General features: G+C 62.6%; 28 protein-coding genes and 1 tRNA gene. 21 read left to right on the top strand and 8 right to left on the bottom strand.

Going from position 1 to position 24,066, the window contains the following annotated elements; translation table 11 throughout:
• The first annotated feature begins 5 nt into the window (after positions 1-5).
• The 6 genes from mdcC to ACNOHI_RS06990 are packed head-to-tail and all read left to right on the top strand — an operon-like array spanning position 6 to position 4,465.
• Positions 6-320, top strand: coding sequence for a malonate decarboxylase acyl carrier protein (gene mdcC / locus ACNOHI_RS07015; RefSeq protein ID WP_420473956.1), 315 nt, complete (start codon positions 6-8; stop codon positions 318-320).
• Entirely contained in the window at positions 317-1,219 is a 903-nt protein-coding gene (locus ACNOHI_RS07010; protein WP_420473955.1) for a biotin-independent malonate decarboxylase subunit beta, read from the top strand. The genes mdcC and ACNOHI_RS07010 overlap by 4 nt, the downstream gene beginning before the upstream one ends.
• A gap of 2 nt (positions 1,220-1,221) precedes the next feature.
• On the top strand, positions 1,222-1,938 hold the full coding sequence (mdcE, locus tag ACNOHI_RS07005; protein ID WP_420473954.1) for a biotin-independent malonate decarboxylase subunit gamma: 717 nt from the start codon (positions 1,222-1,224) through the stop codon (positions 1,936-1,938).
• The gene (gene mdcG, locus ACNOHI_RS07000; protein WP_420473953.1) at positions 1,922-2,602 is read left to right on the top strand and encodes a malonate decarboxylase holo-[acyl-carrier-protein] synthase; all 681 of its coding nucleotides are present in this window, start codon (positions 1,922-1,924) and stop codon (positions 2,600-2,602) included. The genes mdcE and mdcG overlap by 17 nt, the downstream gene beginning before the upstream one ends.
• A complete protein-coding gene (mdcB, locus tag ACNOHI_RS06995) occupies positions 2,587-3,519 on the top strand; it encodes a triphosphoribosyl-dephospho-CoA synthase MdcB (RefSeq protein ID WP_420473952.1) in 933 nt (310 codons plus the stop codon). Before mdcG ends, mdcB begins: the two co-directional genes overlap by 16 nt.
• Positions 3,520-3,532: 13 nt before the next feature.
• Positions 3,533-4,465, top strand: a complete 933-nt coding sequence (locus tag ACNOHI_RS06990) for an ACP S-malonyltransferase (protein ID WP_420473951.1) — start codon at positions 3,533-3,535, stop codon at positions 4,463-4,465.
• Positions 4,466-4,566: 101 nt separating this feature from the next.
• Here the strand turns inward: ACNOHI_RS06990 and ACNOHI_RS06985 are convergent.
• Both ACNOHI_RS06985 and ACNOHI_RS06980 read right to left on the bottom strand, forming a co-directional pair.
• A tRNA-Arg gene (locus tag ACNOHI_RS06985) sits at positions 4,567-4,643 on the bottom strand.
• A gap of 37 nt (positions 4,644-4,680) precedes the next feature.
• A complete protein-coding gene (locus ACNOHI_RS06980; protein WP_420474348.1) occupies positions 4,681-7,110 on the bottom strand; it encodes a penicillin-binding protein 1A in 2,430 nt (809 codons plus the stop codon).
• Between the two features lie 231 nt (positions 7,111-7,341).
• On the opposite strand from ACNOHI_RS06980, the gene ACNOHI_RS06975 reads away from it, so the two are divergent.
• Complete coding sequence (locus ACNOHI_RS06975; protein ID WP_420473950.1) at positions 7,342-7,590, top strand: hypothetical protein; 249 nt, start codon at positions 7,342-7,344, stop codon at positions 7,588-7,590.
• Between the two features lie 38 nt (positions 7,591-7,628).
• Complete coding sequence (locus ACNOHI_RS06970) at positions 7,629-8,426, top strand: 2-keto-4-pentenoate hydratase (RefSeq protein ID WP_420473949.1); 798 nt, start codon at positions 7,629-7,631, stop codon at positions 8,424-8,426.
• A gap of 6 nt (positions 8,427-8,432) precedes the next feature.
• Here the strand turns inward: ACNOHI_RS06970 and ACNOHI_RS06965 are convergent, their stop codons facing one another.
• Positions 8,433-9,110: a peroxiredoxin gene (locus ACNOHI_RS06965; protein ID WP_420473948.1), complete on the bottom strand. Its 678-nt coding sequence runs from the start codon at positions 9,108-9,110 to the stop codon at positions 8,433-8,435.
• Positions 9,111-9,306: 196 nt separating this feature from the next.
• Here ACNOHI_RS06965 and ACNOHI_RS06960 point away from each other — a divergent pair, with 196 nt between their 5' ends.
• The 3 genes from ACNOHI_RS06960 (at position 9,307) to ACNOHI_RS06950 (ending at position 11,425) form a co-directional block, all read left to right on the top strand.
• On the top strand, positions 9,307-10,515 hold the full coding sequence (locus ACNOHI_RS06960; RefSeq protein WP_420473947.1) for a DUF2863 family protein: 1,209 nt from the start codon (positions 9,307-9,309) through the stop codon (positions 10,513-10,515).
• Positions 10,516-10,521: 6 nt separating this feature from the next.
• A complete protein-coding gene (locus ACNOHI_RS06955; protein ID WP_420473946.1) occupies positions 10,522-10,974 on the top strand; it encodes a c-type cytochrome in 453 nt (150 codons plus the stop codon).
• Between the two features lie 100 nt (positions 10,975-11,074).
• The gene (locus tag ACNOHI_RS06950) at positions 11,075-11,425 is read left to right on the top strand and encodes a hypothetical protein (protein WP_420473945.1); all 351 of its coding nucleotides are present in this window, start codon (positions 11,075-11,077) and stop codon (positions 11,423-11,425) included.
• Here the strand turns inward: ACNOHI_RS06950 and ACNOHI_RS06945 are convergent.
• On the bottom strand, positions 11,422-11,979 hold the full coding sequence (locus ACNOHI_RS06945) for a histidine phosphatase family protein (protein WP_420473944.1): 558 nt from the start codon (positions 11,977-11,979) through the stop codon (positions 11,422-11,424). The genes ACNOHI_RS06950 and ACNOHI_RS06945 overlap by 4 nt on opposite strands.
• Positions 11,980-12,054: 75 nt before the next feature.
• On the opposite strand from ACNOHI_RS06945, the gene asd reads away from it, so the two are divergent.
• Both asd and ACNOHI_RS06935 read left to right on the top strand, forming a co-directional pair.
• The gene (gene asd / locus ACNOHI_RS06940) at positions 12,055-12,894 is read left to right on the top strand and encodes an archaetidylserine decarboxylase (RefSeq protein WP_420473943.1); all 840 of its coding nucleotides are present in this window, start codon (positions 12,055-12,057) and stop codon (positions 12,892-12,894) included.
• Positions 12,895-12,901: 7 nt separating this feature from the next.
• Positions 12,902-13,321 carry a secondary thiamine-phosphate synthase enzyme YjbQ gene (locus ACNOHI_RS06935; protein ID WP_420473942.1) on the top strand — a complete coding sequence of 140 codons (420 nt, stop codon included), beginning with the start codon at positions 12,902-12,904 and terminating at the stop codon, positions 13,319-13,321.
• Here the strand turns inward: ACNOHI_RS06935 and kefC are convergent.
• Positions 13,318-15,090, bottom strand: a complete 1,773-nt coding sequence (kefC, locus tag ACNOHI_RS06930; protein ID WP_420473941.1) for a glutathione-regulated potassium-efflux system protein KefC — start codon at positions 15,088-15,090, stop codon at positions 13,318-13,320. The genes ACNOHI_RS06935 and kefC overlap by 4 nt on opposite strands.
• A 179-nt stretch (positions 15,091-15,269) precedes the next feature.
• On the opposite strand from kefC, the gene ACNOHI_RS06925 reads away from it, so the two are divergent.
• The 7 genes from ACNOHI_RS06925 to ACNOHI_RS06895 all read left to right on the top strand — a co-directional run bounded on the left by ACNOHI_RS06925 (position 15,270) and on the right by ACNOHI_RS06895 (position 21,010).
• A complete protein-coding gene (locus ACNOHI_RS06925; protein WP_420473940.1) occupies positions 15,270-17,723 on the top strand; it encodes a response regulator in 2,454 nt (817 codons plus the stop codon).
• A 1-nt stretch (position 17,724) separates the two neighbouring features.
• Positions 17,725-18,090 (top strand): response regulator, encoded by a 366-nt coding sequence (locus ACNOHI_RS06920; RefSeq protein WP_420473939.1) that lies wholly within the window; start codon positions 17,725-17,727, stop codon positions 18,088-18,090.
• A 51-nt stretch (positions 18,091-18,141) separates the two neighbouring features.
• Positions 18,142-18,846 (top strand): alpha/beta fold hydrolase, encoded by a 705-nt coding sequence (locus tag ACNOHI_RS06915; RefSeq protein ID WP_420473938.1) that lies wholly within the window; start codon positions 18,142-18,144, stop codon positions 18,844-18,846.
• 18 nt (positions 18,847-18,864) lie between these two features.
• Complete coding sequence (locus ACNOHI_RS06910; RefSeq protein WP_420473937.1) at positions 18,865-19,095, top strand: hypothetical protein; 231 nt, start codon at positions 18,865-18,867, stop codon at positions 19,093-19,095.
• A 32-nt stretch (positions 19,096-19,127) separates the two neighbouring features.
• Positions 19,128-19,409, top strand: a complete 282-nt coding sequence (locus ACNOHI_RS06905) for a KTSC domain-containing protein (RefSeq protein ID WP_420473936.1) — start codon at positions 19,128-19,130, stop codon at positions 19,407-19,409.
• 205 nt (positions 19,410-19,614) lie between these two features.
• Positions 19,615-20,079, top strand: a complete 465-nt coding sequence (locus ACNOHI_RS06900; protein WP_420473935.1) for a carboxymuconolactone decarboxylase family protein — start codon at positions 19,615-19,617, stop codon at positions 20,077-20,079.
• Between the two features lie 37 nt (positions 20,080-20,116).
• On the top strand, positions 20,117-21,010 hold the full coding sequence (locus ACNOHI_RS06895) for an RNA polymerase sigma-70 factor (RefSeq protein WP_420473934.1): 894 nt from the start codon (positions 20,117-20,119) through the stop codon (positions 21,008-21,010).
• Here ACNOHI_RS06895 and ACNOHI_RS06890 read toward each other — a convergent pair.
• Positions 21,007-21,447 carry a hypothetical protein gene (locus tag ACNOHI_RS06890; protein ID WP_420473933.1) on the bottom strand — a complete coding sequence of 147 codons (441 nt, stop codon included), beginning with the start codon at positions 21,445-21,447 and terminating at the stop codon, positions 21,007-21,009. The genes ACNOHI_RS06895 and ACNOHI_RS06890 overlap by 4 nt on opposite strands.
• A gap of 142 nt (positions 21,448-21,589) precedes the next feature.
• Here ACNOHI_RS06890 and ACNOHI_RS06885 point away from each other — a divergent pair, with 142 nt between their 5' ends.
• The gene (locus tag ACNOHI_RS06885; protein WP_420473932.1) at positions 21,590-22,420 is read left to right on the top strand and encodes an HDOD domain-containing protein; all 831 of its coding nucleotides are present in this window, start codon (positions 21,590-21,592) and stop codon (positions 22,418-22,420) included.
• Positions 22,421-22,622: 202 nt separating this feature from the next.
• Here the strand turns inward: ACNOHI_RS06885 and ACNOHI_RS06880 are convergent, their stop codons facing one another.
• Both ACNOHI_RS06880 and ACNOHI_RS06875 read right to left on the bottom strand, forming a co-directional pair.
• Positions 22,623-23,303: a UdgX family uracil-DNA binding protein gene (locus ACNOHI_RS06880; RefSeq protein WP_420473931.1), complete on the bottom strand. Its 681-nt coding sequence runs from the start codon at positions 23,301-23,303 to the stop codon at positions 22,623-22,625.
• 71 nt (positions 23,304-23,374) lie between these two features.
• Positions 23,375-23,908 carry a hypothetical protein gene (locus ACNOHI_RS06875; protein ID WP_420473930.1) on the bottom strand — a complete coding sequence of 178 codons (534 nt, stop codon included), beginning with the start codon at positions 23,906-23,908 and terminating at the stop codon, positions 23,375-23,377.
• Positions 23,909-24,066: the final 158 nt, after the last annotated feature.

Genomic DNA, 24,066 nt, shown 5'->3' with positions numbered 1-24,066 from the left:
CAACCATGGAAACTTTGACATTCCGTTTCGAGAACGGACAGCAGGATGCCGGCACGGCGCCGCAATTGGTCGGCGTCGTCAGCTCGGGCAATCTGGAAGTACTGATCGAACCGGCCACCCTCGGCGGCGCCTGCGAGATCGAAGTCAAGACTGCGGCACACGGGTTCGGCGACATCTGGAAGGCAGTGATGACCGATTTTCATGCGCGCTGGCCCTTGGCGAATACGCGCATCTCTATCAACGACATGGGTGCCACCCCGGCTGTAGTGAGCCTGCGGCTGGACCAGGCCGTGGAATCCATGCAGGAAGGCCAATCATGACGAGCTACGTCGAATCGAATGCGCGCGAACGCATGCAGCACCTTCTGGATGCGAACAGTTTCGAGGAATTTTTGCCGCCTTCGCGCCGCATCGTCAGCCCCCATCTGGAGCAGCTGGATGCGCCGGTGTCATTTGACGATGGCGTGGTGATCGGCCGCGGCAGGCTGCAGGGCAAAAAGGTATTCGTGGCGGCCCAGGAAGGCGGCTTCATGGGCGGCGCCGTGGGCGAAGTGCACGGCGCCAAGCTGGTCGGCCTGCTCAAGCGCGCGATCAAGGAAGAGGCCGAAGCCGTCCTCCTCCTGCTCGAGACCGGTGGAGTCAGGCTTCACGAAGCGAATGCCGGGCTGATTGCCGTGTCGGAAGTCATGCGTGCGGTACTCGATGTCCGTGCCGCGGGCATCCCTGTCATCTCCCTGGTCGGCGGTTCCAACGGCTGCTTCGGCGGCATGGGCATCGTCGCGCGCTGCACCAACGCCGTCGTCATGTCGGAAGAAGGCCGGCTGGCAATGTCGGGACCGGAGGTCATCGAAACCGCGAATGGCGTCGAAGAGTTCGACTCGCGCGACCGCGCGCTGGTCTGGCGCACGACGGGCGGAAAGCATCGCTACCTGATCGGCGATTGCCAGGCCATCGTCGCGGACGACCTCTCCCGCTTTCGGGATGCCGCCGTGCAGCAGATCGCACAGTGGCAGCGCAACGGCACGCAACTGACGCTGGAAGCCCTGGAACGGGAGCACGAGATGCTAAGCCATCGACTGGACGCGTTCGGTAACGTCGTCGATCCGATGGATATCTGGACCAGCCTGGGTATCGAAGCGCCTGGTGCTGTGCCTCTGCTGGATCCTGATGCTTTCGTCGATCGCGTCGGGGAACATCGTATCGTCCGTACTGGAGAATGAGCATGGATTGGAAAACCCTCACCGAGCAGTTGTTCCCGGAAGGTCATGACATCGTGCAACGTGATTGCTTTCTGTCGGGAACAGCGACAGTCAACGGAAATGCGGTTGCCGTGATCGGCACAACCGAACATACGCCAATCGGCGTTGAAATCGCGCTTGCGCAAGCGAAGGAAATCCTGGAAACAATCCGTTGTCATCCGCGACGCGCCATCGTCATCCTCGTCGATACCCAGGGACAGCGGCTGCGCCACCGCGACGAGATGCTGGGGATCAACAGCTACATGGCGCATCTGGGCAAATGTATTGAGCTGGCTCGACAGCGCGGTCACAAGGTCATCGGGCTGGTTTACGACCAGGCGCTTTCCGGCGGTTTCATCACCAGCGGCTTGATGGCCGATGCGTGCTATGCGCTCCCGGACGCGACGATCCGCGTCATGGGCCTGCCGGCGATGGCACGCATCACCAAGGTCCCTGAAGAAAGGCTTGTGGAACTGGCCAAATCGAATCCGGTATTTGCTCCCGGTGCGGAAAATTATTTCGTGATGGGCGGCGTCCAGGCCATTTGGCGCGATGCGCTTTCGCGACATCTGAGAGAGGCTTTGGCGAACGGGAACACGAGCGACTTGCGTGCATCTCTCGGCGCCGAGCGAGGCGGGCGGAAACTCGCACATGCCGTCACGACCGCGGTGATGAAAGAATCCCATGCTACCGCGACATAACCTGGTCTGGCTGTCTGACGACGGCTGGCAGGCTGTCCTGGAGCAGGCTCCACACGATGCCGTACCGTCGATCCAGGCGTGGGCCTGTGCCCGGCATCCTGCCGTCGTGCGCCGGACAGAGCCTGATGCGAACGACGGCACCGTCTGTGCCGGCATAGCGCTTCCACCGGATGCAAGCGGCACAAAAAAACGCATACCGCTCCGTATTCCATCGGCACATGTTTCCAGGATTTCCGCCCCGCTCCGTCTCGATGAAGTTGTCGCCGCCATGCCGTCAACATGGCGGCCGGCGCTGGCATTCCTGTGCGCAGAGGCCAGGCGCCAGAACATTGGCTTCCGGGTTTACGGATCGGCGGCGCTTCAGGAGATCACCGGCATGCGTTATATCACGCACTCCTCCGATATTGATCTCCTGCTTCAGCCGGCAACACACGCGGAACTGCATGCCGGCTTGTTACTCATGGCCGGCCATGCCCGCGCGCTGCCGCTCGATGGCGAAGTGATCTTTCCGGACGGCTCGGCGGTGGCGTGGAAGGAATGGATGACCGCTATCGCCGCTTCGGGACATCCACGTGTCCTCGCAAAAGACAACCGGCGAGTACGCCTGGTGAAAACGGAAGACCTGCTGTGTACCCTGGAAGATGAACCATGCACAAGTCACTGAACACTGCGCCCATTTCTCCCTGGATCCTGCTTCCACAGGTTCAGAATGACGTATCCCGGCGACGCGCCGAGCAGCGCAACCGGACCTTGAGCCGCGATATCGGCTTGCGGGCTGTTCATAGCCTTTACGACGAGTTGACGCTTTACCCCAAGCCAGGCCTCGTTTCACCCGTCGACAACGGCAGCCACACCGACATGGACGCAAGCACCTTCATGCGCAGCCTGTTCTCATTGCGCCATTACTTTATCCGGATTACGCGTGCGGGCATGGACGGCGCCCCGTTCAGTGAGCTGAAGCAGTTCGGCATATCCGCCGAAGCGTCGATGTTGAAAGCGACCGGCGGCATCAACACGCACCGTGGCGCCATTTTTTGCATCGGCATGCTATGCGCCAGCATCGGCTACTGCCGGGCGAACGGAATTGCCGCGACGCCGGAAGCCATTCGCGCCACCCTGCTGATCCAGTGGGGACGCGCTCTGTCGATGCATTGCACACCACAGGGAGACACCTCGCACGGTTTGCGGGTTGCGGCAGCCTATTCGGCGAGTGGAGCCCGGGAAGAGGTCGCACTGGGCCTGCCGTCCGTGTTCGAGGTCGCATTGCCTGCACTGCGAAACACCCTTGCAGCGGGCGGGTCCTGGGAACACGCTCGGGTGAATGCCTTGTTTTCACTGATGGCGCACATCAGCGACACCAACGTGTATCACAGGGCCGGTGCCGAAGGTGCGGATATTGTGAAGCGCGCCTCCGGGGAGTTCCTCGCACGCGGGGGAACGGCGGCTTGTGATTGGAAGGAACGCGCGCTGCAGTGCCATCGCACTTTTGTGGACAAGAAGATTTCCCCCGGCGGTGCCGCCGATCTTCTCGCAGCCTCCTGTCTGGTTCACAAGATGACGACGTGGATGCGCCCCGTATAACCGGAGGCCTGGAATGTTGAAACGACTGGCTATTCTCTGCCCCGGGCAAGGCGGACAGCACTCACGCATGTTCGAATTTGCCCATCGCGATGCGCAGACGAGAGACTGGCTCGCTTCCTCGCCGCTGGAATCCGAGCTTGGCATGCCAGTTGACGTCGTCTTGAATGACGGCACCCAGCTATTTGCGAATCGTTTCGCCCAGCCGCTTATGGTGGCGTCCGCGGCAAGCACATGGAACGCGATCCGCGACCTCGTTCCCGCGCCCGCACTCGTCGCTGGTTACAGCATTGGTGAATTGTCTGCTTATGCAGTAGCCGGCTCCCTTGACGCGGGTGCCGCAGTAGCGCTGGCAGGTTGCCGCGCCCGCCTGATGGACGAATGCGCCAGCGAGGCGACGCCACAACAGCTCGTTGCCGTATCCGGGATGAGCACCGCTCGCCTCGGTGCATTCCTGCCGGACGATGCCTTGTTCATTGCCATCGAAACCGGTGACGACAGTGCAATTATTGGTGGCGACAAAGCAGCTGCCGAAATCTTGAGCGGAAAGTTGCGGGCGATGGGATGTCGCGTCAGTGTGTTACCGGTGGGAGTGGCCTCGCACACCCCTTACATGAACGCTGCCGCGTCCCGGTTTCTGGCAGAAATGCGGCAGCACCGGTTCGCGCCCCCCGTATTCCCTGTCGTGGCGGGAATATCGGGGCGATTGGTATTCGGCGTGGAAGACGCTCAAGCAACGCTCGCTAGCCAGATCGCCAATACCATTCGGTGGAAGGATTGCATGGATTCCTGCGCGGAAGCCGGCATTACCATTGCATTGGAATTGGGGCCGGGAACCGCTTTATCGCGAATGCTTCGCGAACGGCATCCGTATATCGAATGTCGTGCAATTGACGAGTTTCGTTCTGCAGAGGGCGTCGCGCGCTGGGTCGGGCGGCACTTCGATTGAAAAGGCCGGCAACCGCAACCAGCGCAATTGCAGTGTTTTGACACAATGCAAAGAAAAAGGGCCTGGAGATCGCTCTCCAAGCCCATTTTTCAGTACGAATTTGGTGCGGCTGGCAGGAATCGAACCCACGACCCCTTGGTTCGTAGCCAAGTACTCTATCCAGCTGAGCTACAGCCGCAAGGGGGCGGATTGTAGCAGCTTTTTCCTGAGATGTCTCACTTCGATTGCGCGGCGGCATTTCTTTCGATGTGTGGAGGCGGCGCGATTCCGAAGCTGCGCTCTTCGACCGGCGCCAGAGGCCGTCCCTCCGTAGCGAGCCCCGCCTCCTCCTGGATCAGGATCGATTGCGCGGCTTCCAGCGCCTCGGTCGTAATGCGTTCCATCTCGTCCGGCCGGATATCGGGAACGTCATCCGGTACTCGCGGTTGTGGCGCAGGTACGGTCTTGCGCGGGGCAGGCCGTGGCGGGAGTTCTTCCTCGTTCCAGCCAAAGAAGCCGGTCACCTTGTTCACCAGCGATGCAAAGAAGGACTCGGGCGGTTTCGGGAATCGGGCATTGGCATCGATAAGTTTTGCCTGCAGCGACCGCCGCGTGAAATCGCCGACCACCGGCAAGGCCGTATGCGCACCCTGCCCCCAGTAGCTGCTGCGCATCGTCACGCGCGCATCGTTGAACCCGACCCACGCGCCGGCCACGAGCTGGGGATGCATGAGAATGAACCAGCCGTCCGCGTTGTTCTGCGTGGTGCCGGTCTTGCCGGCGACATCGACGCGCCCGCCGACCTGCCAGCGGATCGCGCGACCGGTCCCCTGGTCGATCACGGCACGCAGCATGCCGGTCAGGTCGTAGGCGGTTTCCTCGTCCAGCACGCGCTTGCCACCGCTGCTGAAGGTATCGAGCACCTTGCCGTCCTTGTCGAGGATGCGGCTCACCATGATGGGTTTACGCGCCTCGCCGCCAGTGGCAAAGGTGCCATAGGCCGATACCATTTCCAGCAGCGTGACCGGACTGGTGCCTAGCGCGAGCGCGGGAACCTGCTCGAGCGGGCTCTGGTTCACACCCATCCTGCGCGCGAAGTCCGCCACGCGGCGTGGTCCGACTTCCTGCATCACCTGCGCCGTAATGGTGTTCTTCGATTGCGCGAGGCCTTCGCGCAAGCTCAACTCGCGTCCGCTCGGACCCGACATGTCGGTCGGCTTCCAGACTGTGCCGTCGGGCATCTTGATTTCCACCTCGGTGTCGGCGAAGCGCTTGTCGGGTGACATGCCTCTTTCCAGCGCCGCGCCATAGACGAAGGGCTTGAAGGTGGAGCCCGGCTGGCGGCGCGCGGTGGCGACGTGGTCGTACTGGTCGATGCTGAAATCGCGGCTGCCGACCCATGCCTTCACATGGCCATTGGTGGGATCGACAGCAAGGAAGCCGGTTTCCAGGCGCGTCTTGTCCGCAAGCAGCGGCATCACAAAAGCAGCGTTGGACTTGAGCTGCTTCAGCGCCTGTTCCGGCGGCGTGCCCGTGTCGACAGCGCGGCGATAGGGCACGGATTCTCGCACGAAGGCATCGACTAGATCCGCCCGCGTCTTCCAGAGATAACCGAAGGGCCGCGCAGCCGGATTGATGGCGGCACTCGCCGCCATCTGCCGCATCCCGCCCGTGCCCCATTCGCCATCGGCCACGCCTTGCAGCCTGCGCAATTGCCGGTCGACCGCCTGCTCCGCGTAGGACTGCATGCGCGAATCGATGGTCGAGATGACCTTCAGGCCGTCGGAATACAGGTTGTAGTCGTTGCGGTCGGCCCAGTCGATCAGCCACTTGCGCACCTGCACCGCGAGGTGCGGCGCCATGCCGACCGGCTCCGGCTGGCGTTCGAACTCGAGGCGGATCGGGCGCGTCTTGAGACGTTCGAATTCGGCCTTGGCCAGCACACCGCGCTTGGCCATTTGCGAGAGGACGACGTTGCGGCGCTCCAGCGCGCGCTCCGGACGCAGCACCGGGTTGTAGTAGCTGGTGCCCTTGAGCATGCCGACCAGGGTGGCGCTTTCCAGCACGTTGAGGTCGGCGGCGGATTTGTCGAAGTAGGTGCGCGCGCCCATCTCGATGCCGAAGGCGTTGTACAGGAAGGGCATCGTGTTGAGATAGGTGAGCAGGATCTCCTTCTTCGAGTACACCGCCTCGATCTTGAGCGCGGTGACCAGTTCCTTGAGCTTGCGGTTGATGCTGCGTTTGCGGCCGATCTCTTCGGGATAGAGGTTGCGGGCGAGCTGCTGGGTGAGCGTGGAGCCGCCTTCCGGGTCACCCTGCAGCGTGCGCAGGAAGGCGCCGGCCGTGCGTTTGAGGTCGATGCCGAAGTGCTGGTAGAAGCGGTGGTCTTCGGTCGCGATCAGCGCTTTGACGACATGCGGGGAGATCCGGTCCAGTTCCACCCATTCACGGTTCATGCGCTTGAAGACAGCGAGTTCCTTGCCGTCGGCAGACAGGAGGACGCTCGGCGTTTCCGCCTTGGCCTTGCGCAGGTCGGAAATGCTGGGGGTGAACGGAATCAGGATGATCGTGTACGCGAGCAGCAGCACGACGCCGACCGCCGCGCTGGACATGCCGGCCTTCGTCAATGCCTTGAGCCTGGCGGGCCAACCCAGGTTGGCATCGATAACTGATGTGAAATATCCGGCGATGCGGGAAAGAATCCGCGGCAGGCGTGCGCGCGGCGTGTTCTCTGCTTCCAAGGTGGCTTCCTGTATTCTGGCGCGCAACGAAATCGCGCTTGCTGCAGGGGAAGTATTTTACCTTTGTTGTCCTCCGGAATAGCGGAACGAAGGAGGACAAGCGATGCCAAAACGGCATGCCCGTGGTGCACGGGGGCACATTTGTCGAGGGTTCGCATGTCCATATTTCCCACCACGCCACGCTTTCCGCCAACCGTGGAAGAGGCCGGCCCCGTACGGGAATGGGTATTGCCCTCCACCGCGCCGCAATTCGGACAGGTGAAGGCGTGCGTCGCGCTGCCCCCAGGGATGCCCGACTGCCTGGAGGTGAGCATTGTCCGTTCCGGCGAAGGCACCGAACGGACCACCGCGGTCATCTACGGCAGACGCGCCATCCTCATCCATTATGCGTTCATGCCGAATTGAAAAAGTTACAATATCCGTTTTCGGCAGGGAGAACCCAGATGACACCGGAAGCGCTTCTCGCTCACATTGACCATGGATGCCTGTGGCCGAACGCCCCCGGCGAGGTCGGCGGCTCCGACCTCGCCGCTGCCTATGCGCAGTCGCTGGAAGTACGCCGCATGCGCATCGCGCGCGGGGAGCGTCCGGCAGGCTACAAGGTGGGTTTCACCAACCGGCTGATCTGGGAACGCTACAACGTCTATGCCCCGATCTGGGGAACAGTCTGGAACACCACGCTGCAACTCTGCGACGGGCACGACACACTCTCGATTGCGAATACCTGCCAGCCGCGCGTGGAGCCGGAAGCCGTCTTCGGGATGAGGGCGACACCGAAACAAGGCGCGGACCTGGACGCGCTGTTCGACGCGATCGACTGGGTCGCACCGGGATTGGAAATCGTGCAGTCGCACTTGCCCGGATGGAAATTCGCGTCGGGCGATGCGGTCGCCGACAATTCGCTGCATGCCCGGCTGCTCGTCGGCAGACGCTTCCCGGTGCGCGAACTTGCTGCGAGTGCAACCGAACTGGATCGCATCCTCGCGCAATCCACGGTGGAATTGCTCAAGGCGGACAATGTGGTGGAAAGCGGCAGGGGTGCAAACGTGCTGGACGGGCCGCTGCGCGCGCTGCTGCACTTCCTGGTCGAGTTGCGACGCTTTCCGGATGCCGGTGACTTGCAGGCAGGGGACGTCGTGACGACAGGGACGTGGACCGATGCGTGGAGCATCCAGCCCGAAGAGACGTGGACAGCGCGCTTCAGCGCGCCGCTGGGCGCGCTGTCCGTGACGCTCGAGTAAAGCCCGTTATTGTTGCCCGCCCGGGCGCTGCGGCTGTTTCACGGTGCGCAGGTAGGGCTTGATCGTATTCCAGCCTTCGGGGAACAGCGACTTCGCCTCCTCGTCACTGACTGACGGCGGAATGATCACATCCTCGCCCGGCTTCCAGTTGACCGGCGTGGCCACCTTGGTGGTCGCGGTGAGCTGGATGGAATCGAGCACGCGCAGGATTTCGTCGAAGTTGCGCCCCGTGCTCATCGGATAAGTGAGCATCAGCTTGATGCGCTTGTCGGGACCGATCATGAAGACCGAGCGCACCGTGGCATTGGTCGCCGGCGTGCGTCCTTCGGAAGTGCCCGGCTCGTCCGCTGGCAGCATGTTGTACATCTTCGAGACGGCGAGGTCGCTGTCGGCAATGATCGGATATTTCGGCAGCGTGCCCTGCGTTTCCTCGATATCCTTGAGCCATTTCTGGTGGCTGTCGACCGGATCGACGCTCAAGCCGATCAGCTTGGTGTTGCGTTTGGTGAATTCCGGCTCGATCTTGGCCATATAGCCGAGTTCCGTCGTGCAGACCGGGGTGAAATCCTTGGGGTGGGAAAACAGAATGGCCCACCCATCGCCGATCCAATCGTGAAACTTGATGGCTCCCTGGGTGGTCATGGCGCTGAAGTCGGGCGCGATATCATTAATGCGTAAAGACATGGTCGCTCCTTCGATGATCATGGAATGGCGGCGCGGCAAAGGAGAGTGCGCACCGGTTTGCAAAGCAGTTGCTGCATGTCACAATGCGACCTCCTTCAGGGGCGCAGGTGCTCAGACAGCATAGGAGCGCACCCTTCGCGCGATTTGACCTGCATCAAGACGCACCGATACGCCGGCACCCGGCTCCGATACCAGCATGAAAAAGACAAAACACACTCCCGGCCCGAAAGCCGCCCCTGCCGAAGAGCGGGATGACATTCTCTCCGACCGCCTCGTCACGTTCGCGCTCGACCTGCGCGAATCCGGCGTCTACGCTGTTCTGCCCGATGCGCTGCAAAAGGCGCAATCCGAGCTGCGCAGGACGATCCGCAAGTGCCTGCAGCAACAGCGCGAGCAGGCGCTCGACGAAGCGCTGGAGCGCACCTGGGACGAAGACGGCGACGCCTACCGCGTGCTGCGCGCGGAAGTCGAGGAACTGTCGGGCACCATCCTGTTCCGCCATGACAACGGACCGGACCAGGAAATCAATGCCTTCGTGGTGCCGCTCTTCGTGCATACGACGGGCGGATTGAAGAGCGACCAGGATTTCCAGGACGAACAAGCCTTCGCCGCCCTGCGCGACAGCTTCCAGGAAGGCGGGCTCGAAAGCCGCAAGGCGCAGGTCGTCCTGGTCAGCCATGCCTACCACCTCGACGAGATCGAGCATATCGGCTACTGCCAGCTTAACCAGATGGTGCAGGAAGCGTACGAGGCGATGACGCGCCGCAAGGGCACTGCCGCCGACGCCATCGCCCGCAGCATGCGCGGCTGGCCGCCTTCGCAGTTCGCCCCGCAGGACAGCGCAATGGAACTGCGCTTCCTCCTCGGCTTCGCGCTGAAATCGATGGACGACGCCTTCTATCACGTCCCCGCGAAGGAAGCCGCGGCCGACCGTTATTTCGAGGCGCGCGCCGAACGTTTCCGCGCCTGGTCGAAACAAGCGCAGCCCTTGCTGCAACGCTGCCTGGTGACGGACGGACGCGAGGTGCAGGTCGACTTCCTGTACCAGGACCTGTTCCACGGCGGCAAGGAGACGGCGGTCGCGGAACTGGACATGTTGCGCGTACTGTCGGAAGTGCAGCAGGTCCTGGACGAGCACGGCGCCGCGCCGGACAGCGTAAAGGCCGTCATCGGCCCGACGGAAGCGGATGACGGCGCAGTGTTGCGCGTCAGCGTGCAGGCGAAGGACGGCGACGCGGAGATCGGCGCGATCGACAAACCGCTCGGCCGCACCGAAACAATGGAGGCTGCGGTCGCCGACCTGGGCGATGCGCTGGCGGGCATCGGGATGACTGCGCTGTACGTCACCCGTCAGTTCGACACCGAAGGCGTCGCGGCCAACGTGCGCCCGTACTCACCGCGCTAGCGCACGATGAAGCGCAAAGCGATCGCCCTCGGAGTGGCAAGCATCGCCGCAACGGCGATGTTTTTCTTCAGCAAACCACAATCGGGTTTCATCGATCCCTCTGATTCCGAGATGGTGGCGAAGGGTAAAAACATCTACGCCGCCCACTGCGCCGCCTGCCACGGTGCGAACCTGGAGGGCCAGCCCGAATGGCGCAAGCGGCTTCCCAACGGCCGCCTGCCGGCCCCGCCGCATGATGGATCGGGACATACCTGGCATCATCCCGATGCGGTGCTCGTCGATATCGTGAAAAACAGCCTCGTTCCCGGACGTACCGCCCCTGACGGCTACCAGAGCGACATGCCTGCTTACGCCAATGTGCTGTCCGACACCGACATCGCCGCCGTGCTCGCCTACATTAAGAGCACGTGGCCGCCGGAAGCGCTGGCGATGCAGAAAGAACTCAGCCTGCGCCGGTAGCGGCTTGAGCCACCTCAAGCCGCCGTACGTCCGGCATGCCCGCCCCTTGCCGATTCCTATACTGGTTCTGCCGCTTCACTCATCAAGAAGGAGAATGACCATGAGTGGGAATTGCCTGATGTTCAGCTGGAAAAAGAGCGTGCCGGGACGCGAAAAGATCGGTGCCGCGCACTTCAATGAATTCATTGGCTACCTGACGCAGCTGCAGAAAAATGGCGACGTGGAAGCGTTCGAGCCCATCCTGTTGACGCCGAACGGCGAAGGACCTTTGGGCTTCTTCCTGATTCGTGGCAGCGGTGAGAAGCTGGCCCAGCTCACCGCGACACCCGAGTGGCAGGCCCACGTCATGCGAGCGACGATGCATCTCGAAAGCCCGCGCCTCGTGCAAGGCTACTGCGGCAATGCGGTGATGAACCGCATGGAGCTGTGGACGTCCTTGATTCCGGATTAGGGAACCCTCAAGCGTCCCACGACCTGCAGTTGCCCGTCCTTTCCGCGTGACCTGACCAGGAAGATTTCGCCCGGAGCAATGAACTCGCCGGTCATCGCCGTGATGTTGACCTGGTGCGTCACCAGCATCAGGTTGCGCGGCGGCTGTACCGTGCGGACGATTTCCTTGACCTGCTCCGTCTGCGCTTCCCTGCTTCCTGGCGCACCGAAGAAGGAATTGAGCGCGGGCCAGACGACGGCATTGTCAAACGCGAGCGTCGCCGTGTCGACGCAGCGGCACCATGCACTCGTGCGCACCTCGCGCAATGCAACGCCGCGCGTCCGGAAGGCCTCGCCGGTGCGCCGTGCCTGCGCCCTGCCTTCAGGCGACAGGTTGCGCTGCGTCCGGCAATCGCCGATGGTAAAGCCCGGCGGATCGCCGGTGCCCGGTTCGGTCTGCGCATGGCGCATGAGCAGGACATAGCCGCCTGCCTGCAACTGTTTCCACACTGACTCGTCGGCCCAGGCGACCAGGGAAAACGCCCAGAGAATGAAACTTATCCCCGCATGACGCATATCACCTCCTGCCGGAAAACCGCCCTGGTAAAGCTATAATCGGGCCAACACTTTCCTACAAGGCAGCCCGCTTCCATGCGTTTTTCCGTATTGCACCAATATCTCCTGCCGAAGCAGGCCCTCACCGCGCTCGCCGGACGTTTTGCGTCCTCGTCCGGCGGATTGACGCCACATGTGATCCGCTGGTTCGCCAAGAAGTATGGCGTGAATATGGAAGAGGCGCTCAACCCCGACCTGGCGAGCTATCCGAGCTTCAATGAATTCTTCACGCGCGCGCTGCGCGAAGGTGCACGCCCTCTGGCCGATGCCGATTTCATCTGTCCGGTCGACGGCGCGATCAGCCAGTTCGGCTCCATCGAGCACGACCAGATCTTCCAGGCCAAGGGGCACCGCTACACAACCGCGGCGCTGGTCGGCGGCGACGCCGCACTGGCTGCGCAGTTCGACCACGGCAGCTTCGCCACCCTCTATCTCAGCCCGCGCGACTACCACCGCATCCACATGCCCTGCGACGGCAAGCTGCTGCGCATGATTTATGTGCCGGGCGCGCTGTTTTCCGTGAACCCGACAACCGCGCGCGGCGTACCGGGCCTGTTCGCGCGCAACGAGCGCGTGGTGTGCGTGTTCGAAGGGCCGCACGGCCCGTTTGTGCTGGTGCTGGTTGGCGCGACCATTGTGGGCAGCATGGCGACCGTCTGGCATGGCGTCGTCAATCCGCCGCGCGGCGGCACGGTGCGCGAATGGCAGTACCACGACAAGGACATCGTGCTGAAGAAAGGCGCCGAGATGGGGCGATTCCTGCTCGGGTCGACCGTGGTGATGCTTTTCCCGAAGGGCGAAATCGCCTTCAATCCGCAGTGGCTGGCCGAACGCGCGATCCGCATGGGCGAAGCGATGGGCCGCAAGCCCGGCTGAGTCCGGCATGACGGCGCACCAGTCCATTCTTGATTTTTCCACGACGGGACGCGGCACCCGCAACGTCACGGACGCCGTTGCGCGCGTCGTCACCGATTCCGGCGTAAAGACCGGCATCGTGCACATCTTCGTGCAGCACACCAGTTGCTCGCTCACCATCACCGAGAATGCGGACCCGGATGTACGCCGCGACCTGGAGACCATTCTCGGCCGGCTTGCACCGGACGGCGATCCCGCTTACCGGCACGACCTCGAAGGGCCGGACGACATGGCCGCGCATGCCCGCAGCGTGCTGACGGATACCGCCCTGAGTGTTCCCGTGGGTGGCGGACGCATGCTGCTCGGGACGTGGCAGGGGATTTTCCTGTGGGAGCACCGTACGGAGCCGCAGCACCGGCGTGTAGTCGTCACCGTACTGGGTGACTAGTTTTCATCCTTGACCTTGATGCCATCCTGCTGGAACGACTGTGCCAGCGCTTCGCGCGCGGCCTGCGCAATCGACACCCGCTTCGTCTCATCGCCGAAATGCGGGAACAGCGCATCCAGCGTCTCATAGTTGTGCTTGCGGAACTTGTCCTTCGCCAGGTTCGCCGTCTGCGCGTCCATGCCCATCTGCTGCAAGGCCTTTTCGGCGATCAGCAGCGCTGATTCGAAGGTTTCCCGCTCGATCATGTCCACGCCCCTGCTTCTCAGCTCGAACACGTGGGTAACATCGCGTGCCCGGCACAGCATCCGCAGGTGGGGAAAATGCGAACGGACCAGATCGGTCAGCTTCAGGTTGCTGTCGACATCATCGATGGCGTTCACCAGCAGGATGGCCTTGTCGGCTTCCGCGGCCTTCAGCAAGTCGAGACGCGTGGCGTCGCCGTAATACACCTTGAAGCCGAAACGGCGCACCGTTTCGAGCAGGTCGGGGTCATTGTCGAGCACGGTAATCTTGATGCCCGACGCATTCAGCATGCGGCCGACGATCTGGCCCACGCGGCCGAACCCGGCAATGATCACGCGCGCGCCATCGGGCTCGATGACGTCTGCCTCGCGTTGCTGGACACCATGCAGGGTCTTGCCGATCCAGTTGCCCATTGCGAGGGCAAGCGGCGTCAATGCCATCGAGAGCGCGACGGCCAGCGGCAGCATATCGTCCCAGGGCGCCGGCAGCACTTGCGCATCGCGCGCGGTGGCGAAGACGACGAAAGCGAATTCACTGCCCTGTGCGAGCAGCGCGGCGAACGGCCAGCGCTGCACCGGCGCCACGGGCAGCAGGCGCGCGAGCAGTCCAAGCGCCGCCATCTTCAGCACGACATAGCCGGCGGTGAGGCCTGCAATGGTGAGCGGCGCCGATGCAAGCAGGCCGAGGTTCATCGACATGCCGACCGACGTGAAGAACAGACCCAGCAACAAGCCCTTGAATGGCTCAAGGTCGGTCTCGAGCGCCTTGCGGTATTCCGAGCGCGCGAGAAGGACGCCGGCGAGGAAGGCGCCGAGGCCCATGGACAGGCTCGCCAGCGTCATCAGTTGCGCGATGCCGAGCACCAGCAATAGTGCGAATGCCGTGAATATCTCGCGCAGCCGCGTGCGGGCAATCAGGCGCAGCATGGGGCGCATCGCAAAGCGGTTGAGCAGGTAAACCGCCGCCACGGCCGCGATCGCGACCATCCAGTCGAATCCCTCCCCACCGCCGCCCTTCGTTCCAAGCAGCGGCACGATCACCAGCAGGGGAATCGCCGCCATGTCCTGGAACAGCAGGATGGCAAATGCGACCTTGCCCGCAGGCGTGTTGTCGAGATGCCTTTCCTGCATGCTCTGTACGGCAATGGCGGTGGAAGACAGCGACAGCGCGAGTCCGGCCACGAGCGCGGCAATCAGGGGCAGGCCGGAGAAATGGATACCCGCCGCCAGCACGATGCCGCACACGGCCATCTGCAGCGCTCCGCCGCCGAAGACGATGGTGCGCATTTCCAGCAGCTTCTTCGGCTGCAGCTCGAGTCCGATCAGGAAGAGCATGAGCACGACGCCGATCTCGGCCACATGGCTCGTGATTTCGACGTTCTTGACCAGCCCCAGTCCCCAGGGGCCGATGAGGCAACCGCCGATCAGGTAGCCGAGGACCGAGCCGAGGCCGAGCCGCTGGGCCAGCGGCACGAGCAGGACGGCGGTCAGGAGAAAAACGATGGGCGTGAGCAGCAGGTCGTGCATGAAAGTTCTCTTAACAGGCAATCAACCTTACTTTATCAGCCATTGCATGTTCAAGTATCAACCTCGTGGAAATTCGATATATGATGAACCCGCAGTTCCGCCGCCGGCGGTGTCCTACATTCGGTTTTTCATTCACGATGCAAGCTCATTTCCAAGAATCACCAGCCTTTCTTGCGACGATGGCGCCAGACCGCCTCCAGCGTCGCCTCGCACTTGCCGCCTTCGCACTCTCGCTTGCTTTCTTCCTCGCGGCGGCGCCGTTTGCCAAAGTCCAGCTCGCGCCGGTTTCGGCCTTCATCCCTGTCTACCAGTCCGCGCTGGTCGTCAGCGACCTGATCACTGCCATCCTTCTCTACGGACAGTTTCGCATCCTGCGCTCGAAAAGCCTTGCCATCCTCGCCTCCGGCTACCTGTTCACCGCGTTCATCGCGACCGCGCATGCGCTGACGTTCCCGGGTTTGTTTGCACCCGCCGGCCTGCTCGGCGCCGGACCGCAGAGCACCGCCTGGCTGTACATGGTGTGGCATGCCGGTTTCCCGCTGTTTGTGATTGCCTACACGCTGGCCGGCGACAGCGCCCTTGCGGAGAACAAGCGGAGCCGCAACGTTATCGGCGGCGGCGTCTTCCTCGCCCTGCTGCTGGTGATCGCTGCAGTGCAACTGGTGACCGCCGGGCAGTCGCTGCTGCCGGCGATCATGACCGGTAACCGATATACGCCATCAATGATCGTCGTGGTATCCAGCACGTGGGCGTTCAGCCTGCTCGCCCTCTTTTTCCTGTGGCGCCGGCGCACGCGCTCGGTGATCGACCTCTGGTTGCTGGTCGTGATGTGCGCGTGGCTGTTCGATATCGCACTGTCGGCACTGCTGAACCAGGGACGCTTCGATCTCGGCTTCTATGCCGGCAGAGCGTACGGATTGCTTGCTTCCACTTTCGTACTGGCGATGCTGCTGCTGGAGAACAGCGTGCTCTACACGCGCCTCGTGGAATCGAATGCCCGCGAACGGGCCCGCGCCGGCGAGCTGGAGCGCATGGGCGCGAGCCTCGAATCGGCGAACCGCCTGCTGGAGGAAAAAAACCGCCAGCTGCAGGAGGCCAGCCGGATGAAATCCGACTTCCTCGCCAACATGTCACACGAACTGCGCACGCCGCTCAACGCCATCATCGGCTTTTCGGAGGTGCTGAAGGACGGATTGGCAGGGCCGCTGGAGCCGCAACAGACCGAATACATCACCGATATCCATGGAAGCGGCAGACATTTGCTGGCACTGATCAACGACATCCTCGACCTGTCGAAGGTCGAGGCGGGCAAGATGATGCTGGAACTGGGACCGGCTTCCATTGAAGCGCTCGTGCGCGATTGCCTGCACGTGATGCGGGAGCGCGCCCTGTCGCATCGCCTGCAACTGACAGCCGATATCGCGCCGGACCTGGACGAGATCTGGCTTGACGGCCGCAAGACGCGCCAGATCCTCTACAACCTGCTGTCAAACGCGGTGAAGTTTACGCCCGAGGGCGGCGTTATCCGCGTAACGGCGCGCAAGGTGGGGCGCGAGCGTTTCCCGCACAGCAGCTTCACGCATTACCTTGAGCTCTCGGTCGCCGACAGCGGCATCGGGATTTCCGCGGAGGATCAGGCTCGCCTGTTCCAGCCCTTCTCCCAGGTCGAGAGCGTGCTGTCGCGCCGTCATGACGGGACCGGCCTGGGACTGGCGCTCCTCAAGCGGATGGCAGAGCTGCATGGTGGCGACGTGATGCTCCAGAGCGAGCCAGGGAAGGGTTCCACCTTTACCGTCTGGCTGCCATGGAACATGGGCGATACGGCTTCCGCAGAGCGGTTGACGTCCACGCCGCATGCAGTGCGACCGGTACACGTTGCGGCAGCGCCCCTCGCGCTCGTCATTGAGGATGACGAGATGGCTGCCAACCTGCTGCGCGTGCAGCTGGAGGATGGCGGATTCCGTTTTGCACGCACCAGCACGGCGGAAGTCGGGCTGGAGGTGGCGGCGCGCGAGCGTCCCGACGTCATCGTCCTCGACATCCTGCTGCCCGGCATGGATGGATGGGAAATGCTGGAGCGGCTCAAGCGCGATCCGCAGCTTTGTTCGGTTCCGGTGGTCATCTTCTCGGTCGTCGCCGACGGCAACCGCGGCCTGTCGCTGGGCGCCGCGCGCGTCCTGCAAAAACCGGTCAGCCGCTCAGACCTGATCCAGACGCTGGACGGCCTTGGCTTCCGCGCGGCGGCCGACAAGCCCGAACGTACCGTGCTGGTGGTGGACGACGACCGCAAGGCGGTGGAACTGACCCGGACGCACCTCGATGCTGCCGGCTACAAGGTACTGCCGGCCTACGGCGGCCAGGAAGGCATCGATCTTGCGCGCAGCAGCCGCCCCGACCTTATCGTGCTCGACCTGATGATGCCAGGGGTGAACGGCTTCGACGTGGTGGAGGCGCTCAAGGACGATCCGGTCACACGTGCAATTCCGGTCGTGATCGTGACGGCGAAACAGATCGCTCCCGAGGACCGCCTGCGGCTTAACGGGCGCGTGGAGGAAATCATGCAGAAGGCTGAATTCAATCACGGCAGGTTCATCGGCGAAGTGCGGCGGGCGCTACCCGCGAAGGCAGCATAAGATGGCGCGCATCCTCGTGGTGGAAGACAATCCCGCCAACATGAAACTGGTGCTCTTCATCCTGCAGAAGGGGGGGCATGACGTCCTTCAGGCCATTGATGCGGAAGCCGGCCTGCGCGCGGCGCGCGAACAGCAGCCTGACCTGATCCTGATGGATGTGCAGTTGCCGGGGATGGACGGTCTGGAAGCCACCAGACTGTTGAAGTCCGATCCGGACACGCGCCGCATTCCGGTGATCGCCCTGACGGCCATGGCGATGCGGGGAGACGAGGAGCACGTCCGCGCGGCCGGCTGCGACGGCTATATCGCCAAACCGATCGATTACAAGGCCCTTCTTATGCACGTTGAACGTGCGCTTGCGCAATGAACTGCCGAGCGTGCATGGCAGTCAGATCATGAACTGAAACTAGGAGAAACCATGGCCGATTTCGTCCTCGTGCATGGCGCCTGGCACGGCGCCTGGTGCTGGAAAAGAATTCTGCCCGGCCTTTGGCAGGCCGGACATCGCGCCTTCCCTGTCACGCTGACCGGAACCGGCGAGCGCGCCCACCAGCTTGCGCCGGGGATTGCCCTGAAGACGCATATCGATGATGTTGCCGCGGTGATGGATGCGGAGGAATTGGCGCAAGCCGTCGTGGTCGGCCACAGCTATGGCGGGATCGTCATCACCGGACTGGCCGACCGCATGCCGGAACGCATCGCGCGTCTCGTCTACCTCGATGCCGTCGTGCCGCTCCCGGGCGAGAGCTGGTCGAGCGGACATCCGCCGCAGACGCAGGAACAGCGACGGCAGTCGATTGCGGCGACAGGCAGCATCCCGCCGGCCGACCCCGCCTTGTTCGGGCTGTCCGGCGCCGATGCAGCCTGGGTAGCGCGCCGGCAAACGCCCCAACCCGGCGGTGTCTATGACGACCGGCTGCAATTCGACGCGGCGCGCGTCGCGGCCCTGCCCCGCACCTTCATCGATTGCACCTCGCCAGCTCTCGGCACGATCGCCGCCATGCGCGAGCGCGTCAGGAAGGAACCTGGATGGCAGGTACACGAAATCCCGACCGGCCACGACGCCATGATCAGCGCGCCGGAAGCATTGCTGCGGCTGCTGCTTGCCGCGGCAGGAAATTGATCGATCAAGGAGCGCAGCATGAGTATTTTCATCAAGCCGGTATTTGAGGGCACGGTACTGTTCGAAGACAAGGAACTGTTCAAGGGACAAGGCGCGGCAAAGCAATGGGCCCAGCAGGTCGGGAACGAGCTGGGGATTCCCGTCGAAGCACGCAAGATCGGCACGGGCTGGGCGCTTGTCGGCAACGTCGACGGTGTCGAGACCATGTGGGGAATTTACGGCCAGCGGCTCAAGCGGATCTCGCCTTGATCGTGCCAGGATGAATGCGAAAGGAGTAGATCATGGAGATGAAAAAAATCAATGCCGGGAAGCTGCGCGCGATCGGCTACGACCAGCGTGAGCGACTCCTGCGGGTCGAATTCGACGACGGCACGGCGATCGATTATTCGAATGTCGGGTACGAAGTGTGGCGGAAGTTTTCCACCACGGGTTCGGCATGGAGCTACTACCGCGACAACATCGAGGAAGAATTTGCGGGCCGTCGTGGCAGGGTCCAGCCGAAGGGGCCATCGCAGGCGCTGAAGGATCTTTTCAAGGCGCCCGATGAGGATGAAAACGCCTGAAACTCAGGGGACGTCCTATCAAATATCGACGCTGCGCGGAGTAAAAGGACAACGGAGGCGAGCACGATTAGCGCAATAACACTATTGCAACATTCGACTCCCCGCCTTTTTTTTCATCCAGCCTGTCACAACACCCGCGCGCCGTGCGTCTAGTCATCAAGGACGGCGCATTGGGCACTGTCCTTGATCTCCAGAAAGGATAGACATGTCACACTCCGCGCGGATTTCCCTGCACAAGCACGCTCCGGCCAACCTCAAGGCCCTGTTCAACCTGTCCATGTCGGTCAAGCAGAGTTCGCTTGGCGAGCGGCTCGTAGAGCTCGTGAACTTGCGCATTTCGCAGATCAACGGATGCGGCTTCTGCGTCGACATGCACTGGCGCGACCTGATCCGCCAAGGCATGGATCAGCGTCATCTCAATGCCGTTGCTGTTTGGCGCGAAGCCCCCTTCTTCAGCGAACGGGAACGCGCGGCGCTGCGCTGGGCGGAAATCGTCAACAACCAGCCGCATAGCGACGCCAGCGACGCGGAGTTTGCACGGGTGCGCGAGGTTTTCTCCGAAACCGAAATCGTCGAACTGGGCTATGCTGTGGCGGCGATCAAAGGCTGGAACATGCTGAACCTGAGCCTGCGCAATCCGATTCCGGAAGTTCCTGCACCGGGCATGTGATTGCGGCGCACATGGAGACCCGACGAAAGGATGCCTGATGAACGAACAAGGCAAATTGGGCACTGATGGCGTGTTTGCCGGCGTGCGCGCAAGGCTGTTTTCCATCGCATATCGGATGCTCGGCACACGTGCGGACGCCGAGGACGTGGTGCAGGATGCCTGGCTGCGTTGGCAGGTCGCCGATCATGCCGCTTTGCAGTCGGCGGAGGCCTGGCTGGTGACGGTCACCACCCGTCTCGCACTCGACCGGCTGCGCGAGCGAAAGGCGGAACGCGAAAGCTATGTCGGATGGTGGCTGCCCGAGCCGCTGGTCGAGCTGGACGAGAACACGCCCGAGACCGCGGCGGAGCTTGCCAGCGATGTGTCGCTCGCCCTGCTCTGGACGCTGGAACGCCTGAGTGCGGATGAGCGCGCCGCCTTCCTGCTGCGTCAGGTTTTCGACCAGGACTACGCTGAAATTGCCGCGTTATTGGGCAAGAGTGAAGCATCCTGTCGCCAGCTGACGCACCGCGCCCAGGAAAAGGTGCGTGACGGCCGTCCCCGTTTCCAGTCGACGCCCGAGGCGCACAAGGCGCTCCTCGGCGCGTTCATGCAGGCGGCCGCGCGCGGCGATCGGGAAGCAATGAAGGCCCTGCTCTCTCCGGACGTGACCTTCGTCAGCGACGGCGGCGGCAAGATGCCGTCCTTCCATCGCATACTGCGCGGCGCGGGACGTATCGCCGGCGTATTCTGGTCGCTCGAGAACCAGAACCCAGGGCAGGTGCACTACCAGATGGCGCGGATCAATGGCGAGCCCGGATTGCTGCGGTATGTGAATGGGCGAATCGAGTCGGCCCAGTCCTTTCATATCGAGGACGGCCGGATCACGGCCGTGTTCGTGGTTCGGAATCCGGACAAGTTGACCGGCGTGCCGCAGCATCCGGCTGCTTAACCCTGCGCCCGCCGCGCAAGACGATGGATGAACAGTTCTGCCCGCAGATACAGCACTGCGACGACCGCTGCCGTAGAGAGGATGTCGGCCAGGCTGTGATATCGCTGGTACAGCATGAGCAGCCCGTAAGCGCCCAGTGACACCCAGCAGATCAATCGCGACGCCGGCCAGTACCTGGTCAGGAAGATCGCCAGCACCAGTGCCACGGCGGTGTGGGTACTGTAATCCAGCTGCGCGATCGGCCAGATCTCCAGCCGATTGTCCATGAACATCAGGCCGTACGCGACGAATGCACCGGCGGCGAGACTGGCTGCCCGAATGCCAAGCACGCGCCATTGCAATGCGCGCAGCGGACGCAACAGAAGGACAAGGCAGGCCAGCGCCAGCAGCGGTGTATAGGTATCGGCGATGGCATCGAGAGTGGCGTAGCTGGGCATGCGGCAGTTGCGGTTCCGGAACGGGCAACAGGATCATAGCCGATCCGGCTGAAATCCCCACGAGCGCGGGTAGGAAGTAACGGCTTGCTTCGGCGCCAGATGTGCAATAAGCTGGCGAGAGGCAACTTCCGGGTCGGCCATCATGACAGCGTTATCGGGCATCGATTCCTGGACCGCATTCCTGGCTGACAGGGATCCGCCGGTCCTTCGCCACACTGCACAAGCCATCGCATCGGCACGCGAGCGCATCGACCGCATCAATGTGCGGGAGATCGCCGGCATCGTGCTTCACGATCCGATGATGACCGCCCGCGTGCTGCGCTTTTCGGCTGCCCATCGCGGGCGCCGCCAGCTACAGGACCTCTCGACCGTCGAGCACGCGGTGATGATGCTGGGCGTCGAGCCATTCTTCCACCACTTCGCGCAACTCGATGTCATCGAAGACCACCTGAAACCGCAGGCGCTGCTCGGGCTGCTGCAGGTAATCCGGCGCGCCCAGCGGGCGGCGCACTTCGCGCTCGACTGGGCGACCTGGCGATGCGACTTGAACAGCGAGGAGGTTGCCATCGCGGCCCTGCTGCACGACCTCGCTGAAATGCTGCTATGGTGCCACGCCCCTGACCAGGCACTGCAGATTCAGGCACTGCAGAAAGCGGATCACACCTTGCGGAGTGCCGATGCGCAGTCCGCCGTGCTCGGCTTCCCCTTGCATGATTTGCAAGCGTTTGTCTGCCGCAAGTGGGAATTGCCGGAACTGCTGCTCACCCTGATGGACGACGTCTGGGAAAGACCCCGCGTGAAGAACGTGAAGCTCGCGGTCGACCTCGCCCGCCATACGGCGCATGGATGGGACGACCCCGCGTTGCCGGACGATTTCCGCGCCATCGCGACGCTCATGAACATCGATGAGGAAACGCTGCAGGTACGGCTTGGCCTGAAGAAGGCGGGTGAAGAAGATGCGCGCGATGCCTGAACAATAACGCGAGAAAATTTGAGCAACGATGTTACGCAATGTCACACCGGCGCTGATTTTTCAATGTATGATTCGGTCCCATGCAGCCCTCGGAGTGAGACCCAGGTTTTCAAAAGAACAGGTTGCATCCACCGGAGCTGGCGGGAGGAAAGTAGTACCAGCACCAATTTCAAAGGCCTCCGCATGCGGAGGCCTTTTCACTTCATCGGCGATGCGCGTCCTTCAGGAATGGCAACGCGACGCGCAGATCCTTTACGAAGCGCGCGTACGCCTCGTCGCGCAATGCGTCCGGCACACGCAGCAGGTAGGAAGGATGCACGGTGATCATCACCTGCATGCCCGCATGCAGCGACATCACCCTCCCCCGGTTCGCCTCGACAGGCGTCGTCCGTCCGAGCAGGGCACGCGCCGCCGTCGCACCCATGGCGACGACAAGCGAAGGCGCCACGAGTTCGAGTTCGCGTTCCAGCCATTGGTGGCATGCGCTGACTTCGGCCTCGCCTGGCTTCTTGTGCAGGCGGCGCTTGCCACGCGGTTCCCACTTGAAATGCTTGACGGCGTTGGTGACGTAGATGCGTTCCCGGGCTATCCCCGCCTCCGCCAGCGCTTTGTCCAGAAGACGGCCGGCGGGGCCGACGAAGGGATGGCCCTGAAGGTCCTCCTGGTCACCCGGCTGTTCGCCAACCAGCATGATGCGTGCATGCTCCGGGCCTTCTCCAAAAACGGTCTGCGTGGCATTAGCCCAGAGCGGGCAGGCCTTGCAGTCATGCGCAGCCTCGCGCACGTCATCGAGATCGCCGCTCTCGGGCGCGACACGCGGCGGCGCCTGCTTCGCGATGCGAGGCGCGCGTTTTGTTCCTGCGGGTGGATGTGGTGCGGGCATGGGCGTCGCGATGTGTGCAGGCCGACATCAATGTGATGTCCGGCCTGCGAAATCGTTCACGACGCTTCGCTTCAGAAATACTTCTTCAGGACTTCGCCGAAGGCGTCTTCGACGGACTTGCCCTGCTTCATGAGCTGGGTGATTTCTTCAGTGTGCTGCGAGATGGAGGCAGGCAGGGATTGACGGTTGTTGCGGTAATACTCGTAGCGTTGCGCGGCAAACTGCTCTTCCAGTTTGGCGGCGCTGGTACGCGTGCCGGTGCCGCCGCTGGCGCGCGCAACGCGCGGGGAGCGTGACGCGGTACTGCTGCGTCCGCCGAGTCCGATGCCGGTGACGGCGGTCTTGACCTGCTCGATCGTGTAGGCCGAGGTGGCATTGGCGCCGGCAAATTCATGGCCTTCCGGCTTGAGCAAATGATGATTGCCGTCGAACGCCATCGCTTTGCCAAGGGTATTCGTGACCTGGTAACTTGGCGTGGGGCCGCCGGTGACGAGGGAAAACTGGACGCGCTCGCCGTAGTCGGCCATCTTGGCCAATACGTCCTTGAGGAATTCGACTGAAAGGGAATCGACGTTGCCGTTCCAGCGCTTGCTTCTGGTTGCCAAAGTAATGCCTTCTAATAAAGTTGCCAGGGTACAGACTCTTGCCCCATTTGCATGAGGCAGGGGCGAATTATCGCGCATCCTGAGCCGGAATGGTTTGATCAATCAGGAATGCAAGAGACTTCCTGGTAGCGCCGTCCATCAAGCTTGCCGGCGGCCAA

The sequence above is a fragment of the Noviherbaspirillum sp. ST9 genome (assembly GCF_048799745.1).
In the GTDB taxonomy this organism is placed as follows: domain Bacteria; phylum Pseudomonadota; class Gammaproteobacteria; order Burkholderiales; family Burkholderiaceae_D; genus Noviherbaspirillum.
Note: the sequence above shows the minus strand (reverse complement) of the source record. Positions and strands in the feature narration are given on the sequence as shown.

Bases quoted from the DNA above. Each gene is read 5' to 3' on its own strand.
- ACNOHI_RS06885 (WP_420473932.1), top strand. From the start codon at position 21,590: ATGACAGCGTTATCGGGCATCGATTCCTGGACCGCATTCCTGGCTGAC.
- ACNOHI_RS06950 (WP_420473945.1), top strand. From the start codon at position 11,075: ATGAGTGGGAATTGCCTGATGTTCAGCTGGAAAAAGAGCGTGCCGGGA.
- ACNOHI_RS07010 (WP_420473955.1), top strand. From the start codon at position 317: ATGACGAGCTACGTCGAATCGAATGCGCGCGAACGCATGCAGCACCTT.
- ACNOHI_RS06990 (WP_420473951.1), top strand. From the start codon at position 3,533: ATGTTGAAACGACTGGCTATTCTCTGCCCCGGGCAAGGCGGACAGCAC.
- mdcG (WP_420473953.1), top strand. From the start codon at position 1,922: ATGCTACCGCGACATAACCTGGTCTGGCTGTCTGACGACGGCTGGCAG.
- ACNOHI_RS06905 (WP_420473936.1), top strand. From the start codon at position 19,128: ATGGAGATGAAAAAAATCAATGCCGGGAAGCTGCGCGCGATCGGCTAC.
- mdcC (WP_420473956.1), top strand. From the start codon at position 6: ATGGAAACTTTGACATTCCGTTTCGAGAACGGACAGCAGGATGCCGGC.
- ACNOHI_RS06970 (WP_420473949.1), top strand. From the start codon at position 7,629: ATGACACCGGAAGCGCTTCTCGCTCACATTGACCATGGATGCCTGTGG.
- ACNOHI_RS06890 (WP_420473933.1), bottom strand. From the start codon at position 21,447: ATGCCCAGCTACGCCACTCTCGATGCCATCGCCGATACCTATACACCG.
- ACNOHI_RS06925 (WP_420473940.1), top strand. From the start codon at position 15,270: ATGGCGCCAGACCGCCTCCAGCGTCGCCTCGCACTTGCCGCCTTCGCA.
- ACNOHI_RS06895 (WP_420473934.1), top strand. From the start codon at position 20,117: ATGAACGAACAAGGCAAATTGGGCACTGATGGCGTGTTTGCCGGCGTG.
- ACNOHI_RS06955 (WP_420473946.1), top strand. From the start codon at position 10,522: ATGAAGCGCAAAGCGATCGCCCTCGGAGTGGCAAGCATCGCCGCAACG.
- kefC (WP_420473941.1), bottom strand. From the start codon at position 15,090: ATGCACGACCTGCTGCTCACGCCCATCGTTTTTCTCCTGACCGCCGTC.
- ACNOHI_RS06935 (WP_420473942.1), top strand. From the start codon at position 12,902: ATGACGGCGCACCAGTCCATTCTTGATTTTTCCACGACGGGACGCGGC.
- ACNOHI_RS06945 (WP_420473944.1), bottom strand. From the start codon at position 11,979: ATGCGTCATGCGGGGATAAGTTTCATTCTCTGGGCGTTTTCCCTGGTC.
- ACNOHI_RS06915 (WP_420473938.1), top strand. From the start codon at position 18,142: ATGGCCGATTTCGTCCTCGTGCATGGCGCCTGGCACGGCGCCTGGTGC.
- mdcB (WP_420473952.1), top strand. From the start codon at position 2,587: ATGCACAAGTCACTGAACACTGCGCCCATTTCTCCCTGGATCCTGCTT.
- ACNOHI_RS06960 (WP_420473947.1), top strand. From the start codon at position 9,307: ATGAAAAAGACAAAACACACTCCCGGCCCGAAAGCCGCCCCTGCCGAA.
- ACNOHI_RS06910 (WP_420473937.1), top strand. From the start codon at position 18,865: ATGAGTATTTTCATCAAGCCGGTATTTGAGGGCACGGTACTGTTCGAA.
- ACNOHI_RS06920 (WP_420473939.1), top strand. From the start codon at position 17,725: ATGGCGCGCATCCTCGTGGTGGAAGACAATCCCGCCAACATGAAACTG.
- ACNOHI_RS06900 (WP_420473935.1), top strand. From the start codon at position 19,615: ATGTCACACTCCGCGCGGATTTCCCTGCACAAGCACGCTCCGGCCAAC.
- mdcE (WP_420473954.1), top strand. From the start codon at position 1,222: ATGGATTGGAAAACCCTCACCGAGCAGTTGTTCCCGGAAGGTCATGAC.
- ACNOHI_RS06975 (WP_420473950.1), top strand. From the start codon at position 7,342: ATGTCCATATTTCCCACCACGCCACGCTTTCCGCCAACCGTGGAAGAG.
- asd (WP_420473943.1), top strand. From the start codon at position 12,055: ATGCGTTTTTCCGTATTGCACCAATATCTCCTGCCGAAGCAGGCCCTC.
- ACNOHI_RS06965 (WP_420473948.1), bottom strand. From the start codon at position 9,110: ATGTCTTTACGCATTAATGATATCGCGCCCGACTTCAGCGCCATGACC.
- ACNOHI_RS06880 (WP_420473931.1), bottom strand. From the start codon at position 23,303: ATGCCCGCACCACATCCACCCGCAGGAACAAAACGCGCGCCTCGCATC.